General features: G+C 49.2%; 13 protein-coding genes and 1 pseudogene. 6 read left to right on the top strand and 8 right to left on the bottom strand.

Annotated features, from left to right (window positions below; all coding sequences use genetic code 11):
• Positions 1-13 precede the first annotated feature (13 nt).
• The 6 genes from MESINF_RS11460 (at position 14) to MESINF_RS11435 (ending at position 9,672) form a co-directional block, all read left to right on the top strand.
• Entirely contained in the window at positions 14-4,486 is a 4,473-nt protein-coding gene (locus MESINF_RS11460) for an MG2 domain-containing protein (RefSeq protein ID WP_169699970.1), read from the top strand.
• Positions 4,483-5,025: a hypothetical protein gene (locus tag MESINF_RS11455; RefSeq protein ID WP_169699968.1), complete on the top strand. Its 543-nt coding sequence runs from the start codon at positions 4,483-4,485 to the stop codon at positions 5,023-5,025. Before MESINF_RS11460 ends, MESINF_RS11455 begins: the two co-directional genes overlap by 4 nt.
• A 66-nt stretch (positions 5,026-5,091) precedes the next feature.
• Positions 5,092-5,625 (top strand): DUF6512 family protein, encoded by a 534-nt coding sequence (locus MESINF_RS11450; protein ID WP_169699966.1) that lies wholly within the window; start codon positions 5,092-5,094, stop codon positions 5,623-5,625.
• A gap of 214 nt (positions 5,626-5,839) precedes the next feature.
• Complete coding sequence (locus MESINF_RS11445; protein WP_169699964.1) at positions 5,840-6,739, top strand: carbohydrate kinase family protein; 900 nt, start codon at positions 5,840-5,842, stop codon at positions 6,737-6,739.
• A 96-nt stretch (positions 6,740-6,835) separates the two neighbouring features.
• Positions 6,836-7,660, top strand: a complete 825-nt coding sequence (locus tag MESINF_RS11440; protein WP_169699963.1) for a DegV family protein — start codon at positions 6,836-6,838, stop codon at positions 7,658-7,660.
• Positions 7,661-7,857: 197 nt separating this feature from the next.
• Positions 7,858-9,672 carry a glycerophosphodiester phosphodiesterase family protein gene (locus tag MESINF_RS11435; RefSeq protein ID WP_169699961.1) on the top strand — a complete coding sequence of 605 codons (1,815 nt, stop codon included), beginning with the start codon at positions 7,858-7,860 and terminating at the stop codon, positions 9,670-9,672.
• A gap of 572 nt (positions 9,673-10,244) precedes the next feature.
• Here the strand turns inward: MESINF_RS11435 and MESINF_RS11430 are convergent.
• The 8 genes and pseudogenes from MESINF_RS11430 to MESINF_RS13800 all read right to left on the bottom strand — a co-directional run bounded on the left by MESINF_RS11430 (position 10,245) and on the right by MESINF_RS13800 (position 18,606).
• Positions 10,245-11,588, bottom strand: a complete 1,344-nt coding sequence (locus MESINF_RS11430) for an APC family permease (protein ID WP_169699958.1) — start codon at positions 11,586-11,588, stop codon at positions 10,245-10,247.
• Between the two features lie 270 nt (positions 11,589-11,858).
• A pseudogene (locus MESINF_RS11425) lies at positions 11,859-13,371 on the bottom strand (TRAP transporter permease); the annotation flags it as partial.
• Positions 13,372-13,391: 20 nt separating this feature from the next.
• A complete protein-coding gene (locus tag MESINF_RS13575) occupies positions 13,392-13,817 on the bottom strand; it encodes a hypothetical protein (RefSeq protein WP_197712672.1) in 426 nt (141 codons plus the stop codon).
• Between the two features lie 68 nt (positions 13,818-13,885).
• Entirely contained in the window at positions 13,886-14,056 is a 171-nt protein-coding gene (locus MESINF_RS11420) for a hypothetical protein (protein ID WP_169699956.1), read from the bottom strand.
• Positions 14,047-14,277 (bottom strand): DUF1850 domain-containing protein, encoded by a 231-nt coding sequence (locus MESINF_RS11415; RefSeq protein ID WP_169699954.1) that lies wholly within the window; start codon positions 14,275-14,277, stop codon positions 14,047-14,049. The genes MESINF_RS11420 and MESINF_RS11415 overlap by 10 nt, the downstream gene beginning before the upstream one ends.
• Positions 14,278-14,410: 133 nt before the next feature.
• On the bottom strand, positions 14,411-15,358 hold the full coding sequence (locus MESINF_RS11410; RefSeq protein WP_169699952.1) for a TAXI family TRAP transporter solute-binding subunit: 948 nt from the start codon (positions 15,356-15,358) through the stop codon (positions 14,411-14,413).
• A 270-nt stretch (positions 15,359-15,628) separates the two neighbouring features.
• Positions 15,629-18,337 (bottom strand): hypothetical protein, encoded by a 2,709-nt coding sequence (locus tag MESINF_RS11405; protein WP_169699951.1) that lies wholly within the window; start codon positions 18,335-18,337, stop codon positions 15,629-15,631.
• A gap of 185 nt (positions 18,338-18,522) precedes the next feature.
• A complete protein-coding gene (locus tag MESINF_RS13800) occupies positions 18,523-18,606 on the bottom strand; it encodes a hypothetical protein (protein ID WP_408631280.1) in 84 nt (27 codons plus the stop codon).
• Positions 18,607-18,662: the final 56 nt, after the last annotated feature.

The following is an 18,662-nucleotide window of genomic DNA, read 5'->3' as shown; positions in this document are numbered from 1 at the left end:
TGGAGGGTGAAAAATGAAGAGAATCATAGTTCTCCTGCTCCTGTTAGTTTCCGCGATCACCACGGTTCAGGCGTTTCAAATCCAGCAATATAATTACAATTTCGACGGCTTTTTCATCGAAATCTACTCTCTGAACTATCTTCCGACGATCTATACCGATAAGAAAGATGGCTACATCGACATCAAGGTGTACAGTCTCGATCAAGAAGACCTGACCGGAGCCTTGACTATTGCAGATGTCAGGGTCTCGGGCGATCCGCTCTATGCGATCAGGCAGACCGTAAAAGAGAATCAGAGATTGACCCTTCCGGTTGATAGCATGAAAGGTCTCAGGCTCCTGGTCGTCACTTCCGAATCGAAAACGGCTAAAGTGATCACCAGCTACCGTACAGTGGGGGCACAGTTGCTGAAACACGAGCGTGGAGCGATGTTGAGGCTCTGGACGAGGGAGGATTCTATCTTCGTAAAAGATTTCTCCCTTTACAGACTCAGAGACGGTTCTCTCATAGGAAAGACCGAAAACGGGCTCTTCGTGTTTGATTCACTTCCTGAAAGCGGTGAGGCGATTCTGATTCAGTCGCCTAACGGTTCGCTCCTCTGGAAACCCGGGGAGTACGATTACTACCTGCCTTCCAAATACGTATCCATGACTTTCACAGACAGACCAGCGTATAAAGCCGGAGAGACCGTGAACTTCAGGTCTTTCATAAGGGAGATCACTCCGGAGGGTTATAAGATCCCGGTACTGGGTCCGGTGGAAGTCGAGATAACCGATCCTCTCAACCGCTCGGTGTACAAAGAGAACCTGATTCCCGACGAACTGGGCTCGATAGACTCGTCTTTCAAGACTTATTCGGAGATCACCAGGGGTTCTTACAGGATCATAGTGCGCTGGGAGGGGAACGAAGATTACTACTACTTCCAGATAGCCGACTATAAGAAGCCTACCTTCTTCACCACGGCAGAAGCGACCGGCAAAGTATTCAAGAAGGGTGAGGCGGTCAGTATAAACGTGAAATCACAGTACTACTTCGGCGATCCTGTCTCGCTGGGAAAGGTGGATTACACGATATACAAAGGCGGACAGTACATAGATAACGGGACCGCCAGACTCGACGGCATCGGCGAGACAGTCATAGGCTACAACGGCCCGCTAGATCCCGGTTACTATTACGCGGTCATAACCGTGTCCGACGATACGGGCATGCAGTCGCGCACCACTGTGGACTTCAAGATCGTGCAGGGCACCTTCGGTTTCGTCACCGAGTACACTCTCAACAACAAACAGCTGATGGCCAAAATAGAAACGCGGCTGAACGACGACACGCCGGTGTCTAAGACAATTGAAGTAAAAGCCTGGTACGAACAGAGCGTAACTCTTATCGATCAGGGCAAAGCCGTGGAAAAGAAAGTGAAGATCAACGTTGTCAGGAGAGAGATAACCACTGGAAGCGACGGTAAAGCAGAATTCACCATAGATCTGGGAGATGTGCCCGACGACAATCTAGTGTACATAGAACTGAGCGGTGCACCTTCCGGTGAAGCCGAAGTGACCGACAGATACTCCATATATGTAGGCTCTTACTACGATATTTACGATTCCCTGACGCTGGACAAGATAACACCGGCCGCTCCCGGTTCGAAAGTTAGCCTCTCCTTCTATTCATCCAGCGAGCTCGACCTCTGGATTATCGCCGATTTCTCGGGAATATTTTCCCAGTTTCCTTACCACGCGCTCGCCGGTAAGAACTCGGTTGAGGTCGAAATACCCGAAGGCTACGCTTACGAGAGTTTCGTGCTGTATATGGTTGGCTACAAGAACTACCAAATGAATTACAGCTGGATGATAGATGTCGATTCTCCCCTGAAGGACTACAGTGTGAAGTTGATCACAGACGAAAGATACGCGCCGGGAGAAAATGTTAATCTGAAGGTCGAGGTAACAGATCCCGACGGCAAACCGGCCAGCGTTGGATTGACGGTAGCGGTCGTCTCACAGGCCATGCTCTCGCTCTTCGAAGGAGATCAGGATTACTGGAAGGGTTCGCTCATGAATCCCTTCTACAGAGGGTTCGGCTCGATCACTCTGGTGGACCTTTATTATTCCCCGTATCCGACCATAGCCCGACTGGGCGACCTCCTCGAATCGCAGCCTCCGGCGGCCGAATCGAAGATGCTGGCCAAAGAGACATATGGAATGGGCGATCGCGGCGGTTCGGAAGAGGGTCTCACATCTGACGTTAAGGCCAGAAAACTCTTCAGTGACAGCGCCCTCTGGTCTGTTGGAACCTTCACAGATGAAGCAGGCCGGGCCGAACTTTCATTCGTAGTTCCAGAAGATCTGGACACCTGGACCGTGAGGGCTTTGGCGTCCGATAAGGGCGGAGGGTTCAGCTACGCCAGATCCAGTTTCGAAACATGGAAGCCGATGACCATCAGTAGCTTCCTTCCCGAGTTTCTCATAGCCGGCGATAAGGTGCAATTCGTCTTTTCTGTCAAGAACAACACCGATTCACAGATGCCAGTTCTTTCAGGCTTCTACGTGGATGGAAAAGTTATCGAAGAGAAAGGTTCGATTGTGCCGGGCTTCCAGAGCTCGACTTTCAAATACGAAGTGAATGTACCCGATCTTGAGGCTTCACAGAAAGACGAGAAACTCACTGTCAAGTTCGTCGTCGAAGGGAGCAGAGGCTCGGACGGCGTGGAATATGAAATACCCGTAAAGCCCAGGTTCACTTATGTGAGGTTCGGTGAACTGGACTTCCTGAATGGCGAGAGAACGCTTGAATTTTCAGCCAACTCTGTCGGCTGGATAACAGTCGCCTCCACGATAGATCCCATACTACTGGAGGCCATACGCTACCTGGTAGACTATCCATACGGCTGTGTCGAACAGACCATGAGCAGATTCCTGCCTGCCGTCGCCGCTTCGAAACTTCTCGAAGGGGCCGATGAAGCCTTCGCCGAGAGAGTGAAAGTCGTAACTGATCAGAGCCTGGAGAGACTGTACGGCTATCAGCATTACGATGGAGGCTGGGGCTGGTGGAAAGGCGACCAGACCGACGCCTTCATGACCGCTTACGTCATGTACGGTTTCTATCTGGCCATGGAAAACGGCTACAAAATAAACAGCGATGTTATCAGGATGGGTTACTCGGCCATGAAAGACCTGCACAGCTCCTCTCCCGACCCATTCCTGCAGTACGTGATAGCCCTCTTCAGCAGAAAGCTCAGAGATCCGATAAGTGCCATCGTCGATTACAAGGAAGATGTCCCTTCCATGATCCTCTCTTCGCTCACGGCCAAGGTGTTCAACCTAAATGAACGGGCGAAAAGCCTCTTCGATGAAGCCATGAGCTACGTGGATCTGGAAAGCGATAAACCGGTCAAGGGCAGCAGCTTCAACTATTTCTTCGACGAGACGGTGACTCTCTCCTTCCTGTTGAAAGCCGCCGTCAATCTCCAGATTTCGCCCGACGAGATCGGAGCTATCTCCAGAAAGCTCCTGACGATGGGTGACGGAAGTTACTGGTACAGAACGGCTTCAACGGCGCTAGCTGTTGCATCGCTGGCCTCCTTCAGCTCTTCTCTATCAAAAGATGCGGAGGTTTCCGCTACGGCCAATGGCTCACTCCTCGAGGCTGTAAGCGATGGCACTTCCCTTACATTCGCCATCGTGCCCGGTGTCATGACGATCAAAACCACTGGGCTCGTCGCAGTTTCGATCAATGGAGAGACAGCGGTCCCGGCCGGTGAGATAAAACCTTCCGAGAGCGGAATCGGGCTGGAAAGGATATTGAGAAGGAAGTTGAGCGTCCCGATGGATAACACTTACATTCTCACGACCCCCCAGCTAGATTCGCCATACGTTGTGGCTTCACTCAAACTGCTTTCGCCCGATGAAGTCGATGGACTCGAGATAGACGTCGCCAGGCAGCTCGAAGGGATGGCGCTCTCGGTAGCAGATGGTGAACTCATGCTCGGCTCGTACCACCTCGGACTGAAGATATACGAGGGCGAGATCATGGGCAGCACTCCTGAAGGTTTCGTGTTGAAGACGGTCGAATCCGATTACTATCTCAACGGGGTGGAGATATATCTCATGACCCTTAAACCCCAGTCGCCGGTAAAGGCCGGGGAGACAATTATTTCGGAGGTGCGCGTCAACATACCGGAAAACGCCCCTTACATAGTCGTGGAAGATATGTTGCCCTCAACGGGGATCGCGATCGAGGAGAATCCCGAGGGAGATATGCTGGGCTTCTCGAAATTCTATTATTACGATTACTGGTGGGGCTATACCTTCCGTGAGGACAGGTTCGACAGAGTGGCCTTCTTCTTCAGGTACAACGGTGAGTTCGTGACAAGAACGACCTGGAGAGTACTCACGACCGGTGAGTTCCTCATACCGGCCGTACAGGCATGGGCCATGTACGACGGTCAGTATTCGGCCAATACGTCGCCAGTCCTTTTAAAAGTGGAATGAAGAGAGTCGCGATCGTTTCATTTCTGTATGCCTCGATTTTTCTGGCAGGATATACAAGCTCCCACATCGGCTGGGACTCTCCCGAGCTGTCGGCTTACAGGAACGCTCTGGAGAGACTAACGGGTAGAACGGTTGTGGGAAATTACAACGTAATTATCGCTTCTTCGGCGGGAGAGTTTTCAAGGCTCTCCCGCCTTGGTTACTGGTTCGTGGCGGCCACACACGGGGAGACCATATATCTTCAACCGCTCAGCCTTATCCCCGACCTGGCCCGGACACTGGCTCACGAGATGTCGCACATCTTTTTTCAACGCTTCAACCTCCCCTATTGGCTGGAGGAGGGCTTCGTTTGCACGGTCACGGGCGAATGGGTCGGCAGGGAAGAGCCGTTGCTGGAAAACATCGAAGAGCTGGATCATGCAGGCATGGACTTCATGACATACAGGGCTTACAGCTTCACCTGCTGGAGAAGAGTGGGAGAATTGCTCAGACAGCACGGCTTCAACGAACTGGTCTCGAGATTCGTGACCGCTCAGTGAAGCCGGTCTGCTTGCCTGTCATACCAGAAGTCGTCTCGCGGTAGATAGAATACCGGGGTGGTGGATTTGGGTAGCGATTGCCTGAAGCGATGGGAATTTGCGGGTTTCTTTTTCATTTTTTTCTCGGGTGCACTGCTCCACTTCGCGTATGAACTGAGCGGAGAGAATGTTTTCGTTGGAGCACTTACTCCGGTGAACGAGAGCGTCTGGGAGCATCTTAAGCTCGTTTTTCTAACGGGCGTCATCCTCTTTTTTCTGGAAATCGGATTCTGTAAAGGCATTTCCGGAAGCTCCTTGCTGACCGGTAAAACGCTGGGCATTTACATAATGTGCGGCACTATCCTGGGCGGCTTTTACCTTTATACGCTATTCGTCCACCACAACCTGATTATAGATCTCCTACTGATGGCCTTCGCCATCTATCTGGGACAGACAGTCTCCTTCAAAATAGCCGCAACCGGAAAGACAACTGTGGCGACTGCCGTTGTGGCCGCCATTTTTTTGCTAGCCCTTGGGGCGATCTTTGTAGTTTTCACGTTTCGGCCACCTCAACTGGAGCCGTTCAGAGATTCCCTTACTGGTAGATACGGAATTGGATAAAGGTGATATTTTTCCGATCATCCCCGGAAGTGTTCGCATCAGGCGAGAATTGGGATCAATAACCAGAACGTTGTGCCTTGGTGTCTTTACACGATCTCGCCACTACCAGACCTTATGACCCTATACCCCATATTCGGTCGCCATAAGTCCTTTCACGTATCTCCTTTTCATGGGTGGTATAATTTGCGTGCATTTTAAACCCCGAGGGAGTGTGATGAAATTGGATAGAGTGATTGTTGTGGGAAACGTGAATGTCGATATCATAGCCGGATCGATCGACAGGTGGCCCGCCTGGGGTACTGAAGTTGGAGTGGATTCCATAGAGGTTAGAATAGGTGGACAGGCTGCAAACTCGGCCGTGGTGCTTTCTAGACTCGGTTTCCCGGTGGAAATCGTCACGGTAGCCGGCGATGATTTCATCGGTAAAGGTTTTAAGGCAAGGTTCACCGAACTGGGCATCGATGTGTCTGATTTCGAGCTGCTGAAGGGCAGGACTCCCTTTTCCATAGCCATAACTCACAGCAGTAACGAAAGAAGCTTTTTCAGCAACGAGAGCGTCATGAGATCCCTCGACGTCGATTTTGTGGCAGACAGGCTGCGAGAAACAAAGGGCGCCCACATTCTTTTTTGCGGGATCAATGTGCTCAGAGGCTTGCATGAAGATAAATTGAGATCGCTTATGGATGTACTTAAAGAAGACAACACCCTGTACCTCGATACGGGCTGGCCGACGAACGGCTGGGAATATTTCAGACCGAAGGTTAGCAACCTGCTCAGTTCCGTCGACTGGTTCCTGCCAAATGAAGCCGAATTCCTGTCTCTCATGCAATTGGAGTATCTGGAAGAGGCCGTTCAAATTTACAAGAGTGACTACACGAGCAGGGCTCTCATAAAAATGGGTTCCAGGGGTTCGATGCTGATGGGCAAGGATCAATGCGAATTTCACCACGCGGAGAAAACCGGTGATATCGTCGATACGATTGGCGCGGGAGATGCCTTCAACGCCGGATTCATTTCCGGCCTGGCCGGTAATGGAAGAATAGACATTGCCACCGCTCACGCGGTCGCAAAAGACTGGATAGAAGGCAAGTACAGAACGTATATTACCTTCTGATACCTGTTCTGGAGTGAAAGAGATTTTCGACGGGGCGCGTAACGATCGATCTGTGAGTTATAATATCTTCGAATAATCGATTCGGGAGAGACTGCCATGGTGAAAGTGGTTACCGATAGTTCCTGCGATCTGCCTTTAGAACTCATCGAGTCTAACCGTATCACTTTTGTCCCCATGAATGTCGTGATCGACGGCAAATCTTACAAAGAGAACATAGATATCTCGCCCCAGGAATTCTGGAAGCTAATGGGCGAAGCTAAAACGCTTCCCAAAACCTCCCAACCTTCCCCGGGCGAATTCGCGGATATCTTCAACTCAATCCAGTCGGAAGGCGATACACCTCTCTGCATAACCATATCGTCAAAGTTGAGCGGCACCTATCAGTCGGCCCAGGTCGGCGCACAGTTGAGTGGAAACAAAGCCGTCGTTTTCGACTCTCTCGCAGGTTCTCTATCTCATGGAATCCAGGTTATTATGGCTTCCAGAATGGCGCTCCAGGGAAAGGGCATGGATGAGATACTCCATGCAATCGAAGAGTATCGCAAAAACGTCAGGATCATTATTCCGTTGTTGACTCTCGAGAACATAATCAAAGGAGGCCGTCTCAGCAAGTTTCAGGGCAGTCTCGCAAATATCCTGAATATAAGAATAATCCTTCACGGTGTCGGGGGAGAGGTGAAACTCTACAAGAAACTCAGGGGTGCCAATCGTTTCAGGCAGGCTATAATAGACCTCATAGACGAAGCCTCTCGCGAGGGAAAAAAGCTCTTCGGTATCACACATGTTGACAACCGGAAAGATGCCGGTTACTTCGCCGACGAGATAAAAAAAAGGATCCCCGACGCCGAAGTGATTGTTGGAACGATGGGACCCACCATCGCGACTTACGCCGACATCGGGGGATTGATTCTCGCTCTTTGAAGGCTAACTTGCACCCTCCCTTACCGTCTCTTCGAAAGCGGGCGGAATCTTTGGAACATCTTAATGCTGTCTCACAGGTAAAGATACCCGTTGTTTGATAACGATCCTGCTTTTTAACCAAACCGTAGCGAGCCTTACAAAACTCGCCCGATCCATTTTGACGTCTAAATGGAAAGTCTGTCCGGGAGTTGTACTCGTTGGCCAATTCTATGGGAGTTTTTAGATCGGTGTTTTCGGATTTCAAAGCCTCTGCTTTGAGTCTGGCTACATTCTCTATCCTGTCGAAATTCGTAGTCGCTTCGCTTTCGATTCCGGCGGTGGCCCTTTTTCTTAGATCTCTCGTATCGATGCCAGTGAAGTCGAAATCGGGAAGCTGGGAGTTTTTCGAGTACTCGGGGAGCTTTCCTGACCTGGTTTTGGTGATGATCATTGTCTTTTTATGGCTGGTAGGTTTTCTGGTCGAGCAGAGCGGACTACTAATCATCGCTTCGGGAAAAGTCCGGGGAAGTGTTCCCAAAATCAGAGAGGTATTGTTTAAGGTTCTCAGAACCGCGCCAAGGATAGTTGGCCTTTCCTCCTTTCTGGCCGGCGTTTACACATTCTGTTTCGTTCCTCTTCTTACAGTCTTCGCTTTTATCACCAGAAAGATCACCGACTCCGGCAATGGTGAATATCCCTCTTTCTTCACAGGTTTTTTTGGCTGGTTGCTCGCTGCAGTTTCCCTACTGATTCTTATAAGATTGATGCTCAGCTGGCTTTTCACAATGCACTTCGGACTGCTCTGCCGAAAGAAATTTCTGAAGGCCCTTGGATCGAGCAGGAAACTTGTGAAAGGAAACAGAATGAGACTGGCGCACATTCTGGGGCGTTTCTGGCTCTTAACTGTGACGATACTTCTAGTATTTTCTTTCGCCTTCAGATGGGGCCGCGAACTTATGATCAGTTACAGCAGAGAACCGACATCTTTCAATATATTCAGACTCTCGCTCTTCGCTTCCGCCGAAACGGTTTTTGTCACAGTCATCTGGATAATCGTCGCGGGACTGTTTTCAATTCTGGTTACCCGCCTCTTCCACGAACTGGTTTCCGAAAATCGTTTTGAGGGGCTTGAGAAAACTGGAGTTTCTTCTGTGAAAGAATCGACGATTCAGAAAAGACCCTGGATTCTATTTTTGATAGGTCTTTTCGCGTTCCAGGCGACTTATTTCGATTACTACGGTAAGCTCATGGTGGAATCGGAGGTCGATCTTCCACTGGTTACTGCGCACAGAGGAAGTTCTTTGAAAGCCCCAGAAAATACCATGAGCGCTATAATTCGGGCCGTACACGATGGTGCGGATATCATAGAAATAGATGTACAGCTGACAAGCGACGGACATGTAGTGTTGAACCACGACAGAACGCTCTCCAAAGTTGCCGGAGTAAGTAAAAGTGTCCCCGAGATGACTCTGGAGGAGATAAAGGCGATAGACGTGGGGAGGAGATTTTCCAGAAACTTCGCAGGCGAGAGAATAGCAACGCTGGAAGAAGTTATCGAGTATATGAGCGGAGTCGATACGAAAATAAAACTCAACATAGAGCTAAAAGATTACGAAAAAACGCCCTCGATCGTTCAGGCCGTTCTCGATATCCTCGAGAAACATGAATTCACGCAGAGAACCATTATAACTTCTACTAGCAGAGTTCGTCTGGCAGCCGTGAGAGAGAGTAACCCTGCCATTCAGATCGGACTGATAGTCACTTACATAACAAAAGACCTCTGGTCGCTGGACGTAGATTTCTACAGCGTGTCTTCCACCATACTGAACGAAACCTTCATGATACGCGCGCGTTCCTATGGCAGAGATGTGCACGTTTGGACGGTAAACGACACCGACTCGATGATGCGCTACACGAGCTTGGGAGTCTCTTCCATAATCACAGACAGACCCGAAACGCTTTCACAGTTGCTGATCAGAAAAGCGCAGCTATCGATATTCCAGAGAAGGGTCCTCGCGGTCCTCTCGTCCTAAGTTCATCATTACCCACAAACTAGAAGTCGTTCCATAGTACGGGAAGACGACTGTGATAGAACAACTCTAGAGTTTGCAGCGTGTTGCGGGGCTTACGGGAGTGTACGTGTCGTGACGGCCGATTTTGAAGATTTGATCGGTCAGTATGACCACTTATATGGGGATATATCCCGAAAGGGTTCCCGTAGAGGATACTCTTCACCACGATCGTTTATCTTTCGGTGGTCTTTGGAGGGCTGTCTTTATACGAAAGCTGTTCGACTTGATTCAGGAACTGGCCGGACTATCTCGAGAATAATGGGGCGCAACGCCGTCCTTAACAACATCAGAACGGGGAAGGTCATCTGGATTTTCGAGAGGCTTGTCGTTCTGACTATCCTTACGGTCAACGTGAATAGGTATGGTGATCGCCGCCAAATCCTTCGCGAGGTTCAAACACTTCGATAGCAAAGTTTTCGCCGAATACTATCTCACAGGAACTCTCGCCAGCGTCATTCCACCGCCATAGGCGGCATTATCCTCAGAACCTTCTGGATATGTTTTTCGTGGCTTTTGGCGGAGGTTATGACCGGTTAATCGTCGAACGCCGACAGATCATTTCTGGAGAAGGGGTTTTTCCTTGCACGGTCGAGGTACTTCAACCTGAAGAGGAAGTATATCATTCCAAGGACTTCCCAGACAATGAAGAGCAAGAAGAAAGAGATACTGAAATCTACCCCGACCTGATAAAGGAGGATGAGCATTATCATCATCGAAAATACCGTGCCGAGAACCGGTAAAATGCCAAACCACTTCCTGTTCACTATAGCCGGGGCCTTTTCTTTGAGCCTGGGATCTCTCTTCAATCTGAAGACGGCAAACATTGTAGGAATAATGACCGCGATCCCGCCTATCGAAGCGAAGGATGCAAAGAGATTCAGTCCGGATTCGCCGACCGAAATCAGCATGATCGAAGATAGAAGCCATATAATTGTGAGCAACACCCAGGGTGTTCCCCTCCTGTTTATCGATCCGAGTTTCGAGGGAAAGACATGCAGCCTGCAGAGCGCAAGTAAAGACCTCGTTCCCCACATGAATGTGGCGTTTATCGTAGTGGCGATTGCAAGAATCGGACCACCGAACGCGAAAACATAGAAAAGAAAACCGCTCAGATAATTCGAGGCGACATCGTTCAACGTGCCGTTTTCCAGCGTATCTCCGCCAACGCCGAATGAGACTACGGCCATCATAAGATAGCATATCAGCACAACTGTAAGAGAGAAGATCACTGAGAGCGGGAGATTCTTCTTGGCGCTCTCTACCTCTCCGCCGAGCTCTATCACGGCGTTGGAACCGGCAAAAGTGAATGTGAGAAGCGCCGAAGCGTAGATGATCGTACCCGGTCCTGCCGAGAAAACGGTTTCAAGGTTTTTACTATCAATGTTTCCCATGCCCGGCACAGTGTAAACGGCTATGGCGATGAACAAGAGAGCCACAGCAGTTATCTCCACACGGGAGGCCATTTTCAATCCAAGAAGGTTGACCAAATAGAAAAAGGTTAAAACAATCAAGGCCACGGGTACAAGAGAGAGGCCATTCCAGATCCCTTTCATATACGATGCCAACGCGAGCGCATTCAGAGGGAAAAGGCCCACAAAAGCCCCGAAGAGATATGCCCAGAGACCTAAAAACGCCGCTTTTGGCGAAAAAAGGAAGGCGCCGTATTTGAAAGTTCCCCCCGTAGTCGGAAGCGTCGAGCCGAGTAACATGATGTTGATCATTATGAACGCCATCGGGAGGAAGGCGAAAATAAAAGCCATTATAGTTCCCGCTCCCGCACTCTTGTAAGCGATCGGCATAAAGACGAATATCCCGGCTCCGATCGTCATGCCGATTTCTAAAGCGACGAGATCCCAGAACTTGAGGGCTTTTTTCATATTGGACACCTTTCCGGCCGATTACGGGGGACAATAAAACGGTCCGAGTTGTATATCGTGTATTATACAACACGGCTGCCCCTGTTATCGCGGCGCAGACAATAATTAAGCTCTCCATGGACGGAGTCATGGCGGCAATGCCGGGGATCGTTTGCGCCATAAGGTTTTTGGCAGTCACACTACTCGCGGCCATCGGGTTCAACTCGTTCTACAAAGCCCGTGGTTGAAATAAAAAACCTCCCTTTTCGGGAGGTTTTGTGAATCGCCCACTTATGAAACGGTAACGGGGCCCGTGCCGCCGGCCTTTCCCGTGAAATACTGGTGGGCAAAAACCGCTCCTACTAATCCGAAGCCTATCAGGTCGGTGACCCAGCCGGGATAAATGAGGAGCAACCCGCCGATTATAGCCGCGATACGTTGCCAGAAAGGCATTAGCTTGAACATGAAGCCCTCCATCCCCGCCGAAATTCCCAGCATTCCAACAAAGGACGTGACGACTATGAAGACCGTCTCCAAAAGCATCACCGGGTTTGATAGGGCAGCGGGAGTCAGAAGCAGGTTCGGGCTAAGTGCAAATATATACGGGATTATGAAGGCCGTTATGGCGAGTCTAGTCGCCGTTATGGCCGTCTTGAGAGTGTTGGATTTCGCGCTGGCCGCGCCGGCGTACGCGGCCAGCGCCACAGGCGGCGTTATATCCGCCACGATACCGAAGTAGAAGACGAACATATGTGCCGCCATCAGGGGAATGCCAAGTCTCACAACGATAGGGGCCGTTATCGTGGCCATGATGACATAGTTGGCCGTTATCGGAACGCCCATTCCCAGAATAATACAGGCTATCATCGTGAGAAAGAGAGCGATGATCGGTATTCCTCCCGAAAGGTTGAGAAGTCCGGTCGCCAGTTCGAGCCCATTGCCTGTCAGGGTGACCGTTCCTATGATTATACCGGCAACCGAGCAGGCGATCGCGACGTCTATCGTATTGCGAGCACCGTTTTCAAGCCCATCACCCGCGCTTTTGAATGTTATCCTGGTATCCTTTCTGAACATACTAACGATTATCGCCGAGACTATAGAATAGAAGGCCGCCATTGCCGGGGTGAAACCGGTCATCATGAGATAGATGATGACGAAGAGCGGGATCAGCAAAAAGCCTTTTTTCAGCATGAGCTTGGTGAAGTTTGGTATGTCCTTGCGATCAAGTCCCCTCAAGCCCAGTTTCTTGGCCTCGAAATGGATCATCAGGAAGATGCCCGTGAAGTACAGTACCGCCGGCAAGAAGGCCGCGATCACGATATTCGAGTAAGGGATGCCCGTTATTTCGGCCATCAGGAATGCAGCTGCACCCATTATAGGGGGCATGATCTGTCCCCCAGTGGAGGCCGTCGCCTCTACCGCCGCCGCAAATTCAGGGCGATAACCTATCTTTTTCATCATCGGGATGGTGAAACTGCCCGATCCAACTGTGTTGGACACGGAGCTCCCCGAAACCATTCCCTCGAAAGCGCTGGATATTACGGCGACTTTGGCCGGTCCTCCTGTGGCGAAGCCGGCGATCGAGTTGGCCACGTCTATGAAGAACTGACCGACGCCAGTCTTTTCAAGAAAGGCTCCGAAGAGAATGAAGAGAACGATAAAAGTCGAACAGACGCCCAGAGGAATGCCGATCACACCTTCCGTAGAAAAGGTGAACGACTATACGTCTGTAAGAGAAACCCGAATAGAAAGTATATATGATGAAACCGAGAACGACTATCACTATTGGCAACCTGACGGCCCTGCGGCATATCTCCAGCAGAATCATGATTCCCACGATACCGACGAAGATCTCGAAGGGCGTGTACATGCCGGCCCTGGCTGCAATCTCGTGAAAATTGACAACATATAATAGAAGAAGGCAGCCGCTCCAACGCTTCCAAGTAACAGGTCGTACCAGTGGATGTGATCTACCATCTGGGTGTACTTCCTTCTGACAGGGAAGAGGATGAATGCTATGAATATCGCAATGGCGATGAAACTGGCTCGTTTTATCTGTTCGGGCAGCGTCACCACGACGTTGGTCCAAAGCGCGAAGATTGAATAACCTATCAATAGGTACCTGACTATTATCTTACTTTTCCCCGTGAACTGGCGCACGCTGGATTCACGATCGAATTTCTCCAGTACAGCTTTTGCGTCAACTTCACCTATATCAATTTGATTATTCTCTTTTTTTTCTTCATTCACCGAGAACACGCCTCCCGTTCGCGAATATTAGTATATATATTTGTCAATTCACTTTCCGTTCTCCGACCTTAGCCTCCATCTTCGATTCCAGAAGCCGGCGTTATGAGAATGAACCGGTTCTGGCCACACAACTCGCGCAGACTGAAGTCTTTTCGATCAATATGCAGTATATGATCGCTGACGGTACCCACTACATAAGCTAGATAATCGATCTTCAGGTTGAAACCCGTTATCTGCATCCATCTTCAAACCTTTCAAATATAAGCCCTTCGGGAATTTCCACCGCGACACCCGCGCCGAAGCTTTTGAAGCGACTGGAAACCAGATAGATATGGTTCTTTCTCACCTGATAAACCTCTTCGATCGGACTCTGGTTAACGGAATGCACAAAAGAAATCGAGAAGTATCCATTGTCTTCCATTATGAACGATGTGATCTCTTCGCCTGTTCTTTCATCCATCAAAAGTAATCTGGTACTGTTTGCGAGCAGGCAGCACGGTAGAAGCAAAAAGGCCATCGCTGTCCCTAATTCAAAGAACCGAAACAAAATCATCGGGCGCGTCAAGCGCCCGATGACATAAGAGCGAAACACTTTATTGAATGACTGCAAGTTCTCTGAAATACATCTCCGCGCCGGGATGGAAAGGCACGGAAACACCGGTGACTGCCAGATTGATATCCAGTTCTCTGCCTTTTGCGTGCCCGGCGATTATGTCTTCCCTGCCCTCAAATATTCCTTTGACGATATTGTAGGCGATATCCTCGGGAAGATCCTTACGAACTAAGAAGGTCGCCTTTACGGCAACTGTGTTGACCGGCTCTGTGACTCCCTTGTAGGTATCGGGCGGAATCACGAATTTTACATAGAAGGGGTAGTTCTTAATTAGCTCTTCGGCTACTTCCGGCTCGACGGGTAGAATCGTTATCGGGTTCGTGCTTGAAAGTTCCGCGATGGCCGTGGTGGGAATACCTGCGGTTGTGAAGAAGGCGTCGATCTTTCTATCCTTCAGAGCCGCAGCGGAATCTGCGAAAGAAAGATACTGCACTGAGATATCCTTGAAAGTTATTCCGTAGGCTTCCAGTATCTGTATGCTGTTGGCCTCGACACCGCTCCCTGCATCACCGACAGATATTCTCTTTCCCTTTAGATCGGCTATCGATTTAATACCGGAATCGGCTCTTGTTACTACCTGACAGACTTCAGTGTAAGCTGTGAAAAGAGTTAAGAAATCCGTGATGGCACCCGCCTTGAAGAGAACTGTTCCCGTGTACGCATAGTGCATGACATCGTTCTGTACAATGGCGATGTCAACTTCTTTACTGGCTATGAGTCTTATGTTTGCGGCAGAGGCTCCCGTCGATTGAACCCTGATACTGATATCAGGGAAGCGTTGACCTACGACCTGAGCAATGACGCCACCGAACGGGTAATAAGTTCCCGAAGTTCCACCGGTTGCAAGATAGAGATTAGTTACCCCAAAACTGGTACAAAACAGCAGTGCGAGAAGCAAACTCACCAGGAAAGCTTTTCTTACATACATCCCCTCCACTAGTAGATCTCTCATGATGTCGAACAGAACGCACAATTAACTCGACAGAGAAAAATCCTACACAAAGACGATTTTATTTTACGTACAAATAATTGGGAATTTGGAGTTAAAAATTGTTTAGCATAAACTCTTCACGTATTTCAAGGATTTTTTACCCACAAGAAAGGCTCCAATGCACGTTTGTCCGCAAAAAATCAAAGAAAAAAGATCACGCAGCCCCAAATCGGACAGGACGCGTGATCTTTAATTAAAATAGTTCGATTATCTGTAGAAGACCCACCAGTTGTTCAAGCTGTACTTATAGTTGTCGTTTACGGAACCGCAATTGTAGTATGAAGAGGAACTTGTGTATACTTTGTTGAAAGAAATGTATTTGCCGCTACTAACCTGTCTGAGCCTCACCAACTCGCCGTAGTACAACTTATCGCCACCGAAGAGCAATCCAAGAACATTTATGAATGTCGGCTCGACAATAAGATCCCATTGACTGGTTTCATGATTCAGGTACAGGCAGTAAGTAGTCGAGAGCATTTTGTACTTGTCGTCTTTTTTGTCTATGGAATAGTACTTGGAGAGGTTATATGGCGCCAGGCACATATCGCTCAACTGCGACGTAGCCCTCATCCAGACGACATGATCTTTGGTGACCGTTCCCTGCTGCCATCCCCATCCGTCTCCCGTTCCCTTGTCGCCTTTGTTTGTGAGTATAAGGCGGCAGCTGTATCTCCCGGAAGCCTCTCTGTCCGTTCCGTTGACCTTGACAAGATCAACTCCATAACTGTCCCAGGTTGGAATGAAAAGGATCCACGATCTATCCCAGTACGACTCATCAGAAATCTTCATGTATCTGTTCAAGGCATAGTTCAGGACTCCTACCCAATCATGGTCAGCGACACTAGCGCTTCTGCCGTAGGTCATTTCTCTCTCGAGATTGTTTATTCTCATCGAAGGCATATAGGCAGCTATGGCAAGCGATTGTACCTGAGAATTCTCAGAGCAGATGTTGAGGGCGTAATTTGACTCACTTAGGTATTCGTCGGCTATAAAGAGGTTGTTCGCTATATTTTTGTGGGTGTTTTCGAGAAGCGTGTGTGTATAGGATGTCTGAAGGATATTGTTGTTGGTACTTCTGGAGATCGAGTACCTCCCATCCGAGAGATTCTCGAAGATATAGCGCCTCATTAATACCTCGGGCTCCTTGGTGCTATCAAGATCCTGATGGGTGTAGTTCAAGATTCGGAGTTCTCCGTTGGGATCGGTCGCCTGTATGGCCTCATCCACACCCGTGAGCTGAATCTCCTGCTTATCAAGGGTAAGCTTTACGCCCTTCGCCGGATCTTTGAAAATTTCGTAAGCGGGAGTCAAGTATCCCAAAGCAGTTTTAAGACCTATTTGTAGTACCTCTGTAGAACCTGCAATGCTGAAATCCATCGGTTGAGTATTCCAGAGCACTCTAACTACTATTCCCGAATCCTTTCCGAGAGCCTTAAGGGCCGCGTTGTCGGCTTCGTTGAAAAACCAGGCTTTGTCCGGGTCGTATAACGGTTCGGTCATGAGTGACTCTCCGCCGAGTGCGTATGTTACGAACGTCTCAAGCCATTGCCAGAATATTTCTACCTCTTCCTCGATATAGGCTGTGTAGTTTTGCAGGTGAAGCGGGGCGAGGCTGGTTCCCTGTTTGTGCTCGTATTCCACAAGCAAGTTCAAAGCGAGCAGCTGGCGTGTTGTCAACGCCTTGAAAAGGGCAACATAAGCCTGAATGTACTGTATGAACACCGGGGAGTCGGGAGAACACCTTTTGTAAAAACCGAGATCCCCGGTGGGTTCACCTATCAATCCCAGCGTTCTCAGGGAGTTCATGGCATTGTTCATGTAAATCTCGAAGAGCGACAAATAACTCGTCTCGGCGGTTCCACCGACGATGACCTTCTTGATATTCAGCATAACCTGATCCAGTTTGCTGTTCCATATATCCTGCATAAGCGATTCGATACTCAAATCGGTCGAAGTTGTCGCAGGCAGAGTGGTGATGTACAGGTATTTCCCTGTGCAAACCTCGATGGGAGTGAAATAGTTCTGATCGACCATTCTGATGTAGGAATCGTAATATTGCTGATCGAGCTTTGTCAGGATGCTCTGGATCTCTGTGTCGATAGTGTCGAGCTTTTCTGACATGGTGTCGAGCTTGGCGTTTACTTCCTGTATCTGATTGAGAATCTCGTTTATCAACTCGGTGGTCTGGTCGCCCAGTCCGAACAGGTTTTTCAAGACCCACGAAATACTACTATAAGCAGTATTTGCGACTATTCCCGATGTAATGCCGCTGAAGAGATCCTTGGCCAGAATGGATATATCGAAATCCAGTGTCGCCGCCACGCCGAAGTTGTACCTCGCTCCTCCGACTATCGCTTCAACAATGGTTTCGACGAAATCCTTGTAAACTCCCCCGAAATAATCTTCCACGAAACTGGCCAGCCTCTCCATGGAGAAATAGGTAGTTTCGAATTTCGGGTAAAGCTGGCTCAGGACATTTATATCGGGAGGAACGTTGAAGGCATCCCTCACCTGTTCGACGGCATCTTTGTAGCTAATTCCCATTCTGAACATGTATGCCGCGAAAACAGATGATACGGGGTTTACCAGAATTTGCTCGGTGTAGAACGATTCTTCGACTATCGAAGCCAGAGCATCGGTATCTTCGGGTTCCTCTCCGGTGTTGAAGGTGGCAAGAACCACTACGGGAAACTTCAAGCCCTCATGAACTGGAATTGAGAACCTCCCGTATTTGTCGGTGAGGAACTCGCCCTCGACGACTGGATTTCCCTCCATGTCGAGGACTTTTACTATGGCGTTTTCAATGTACTCGTCCGTGAATACCGTCCCCTTTATCTCGTTTGTGCGGAAGATCTTGATACAGCCGGTAAGCAAAACAACCAGAACAACAAGTGATACAAGTACCACTTTTCTCATCACAACTCGCCCCCAATTATCCTGATTTGCAAATCAGCTTAAAGATGAAAGATTCGGCTAGGTAAAAGAGTATGGAGTCCGTGTAAGTTGACTTGACAACTAATTATACGAAAAAAAAAGTAGAGATCAGTCGCCTGTGCTAACTATAGTAAAAAAATTTTTTGAAGTGAATCAGGAAACTCTAATTAGCTACCACCGTCATACAGATATTTTACGATCCTGTCGTCGTAGGCTATCAGGCCTCTCTCCTCAAGCATGGAGATAAGCACCGAAGTGAAGAGCTTCCCTATGCTGGCTATAAAATACGGCTGTTCTGGAGTCGCTT

Origin of the sequence: Mesotoga infera (genome assembly GCF_900157305.1) — a bacterium.
In the GTDB taxonomy this organism is placed as follows: Bacteria; Thermotogota; Thermotogae; order Petrotogales; family Kosmotogaceae; genus Mesotoga; species Mesotoga infera.
Note: the sequence above shows the minus strand (reverse complement) of the source record. Positions and strands in the feature narration are given on the sequence as shown.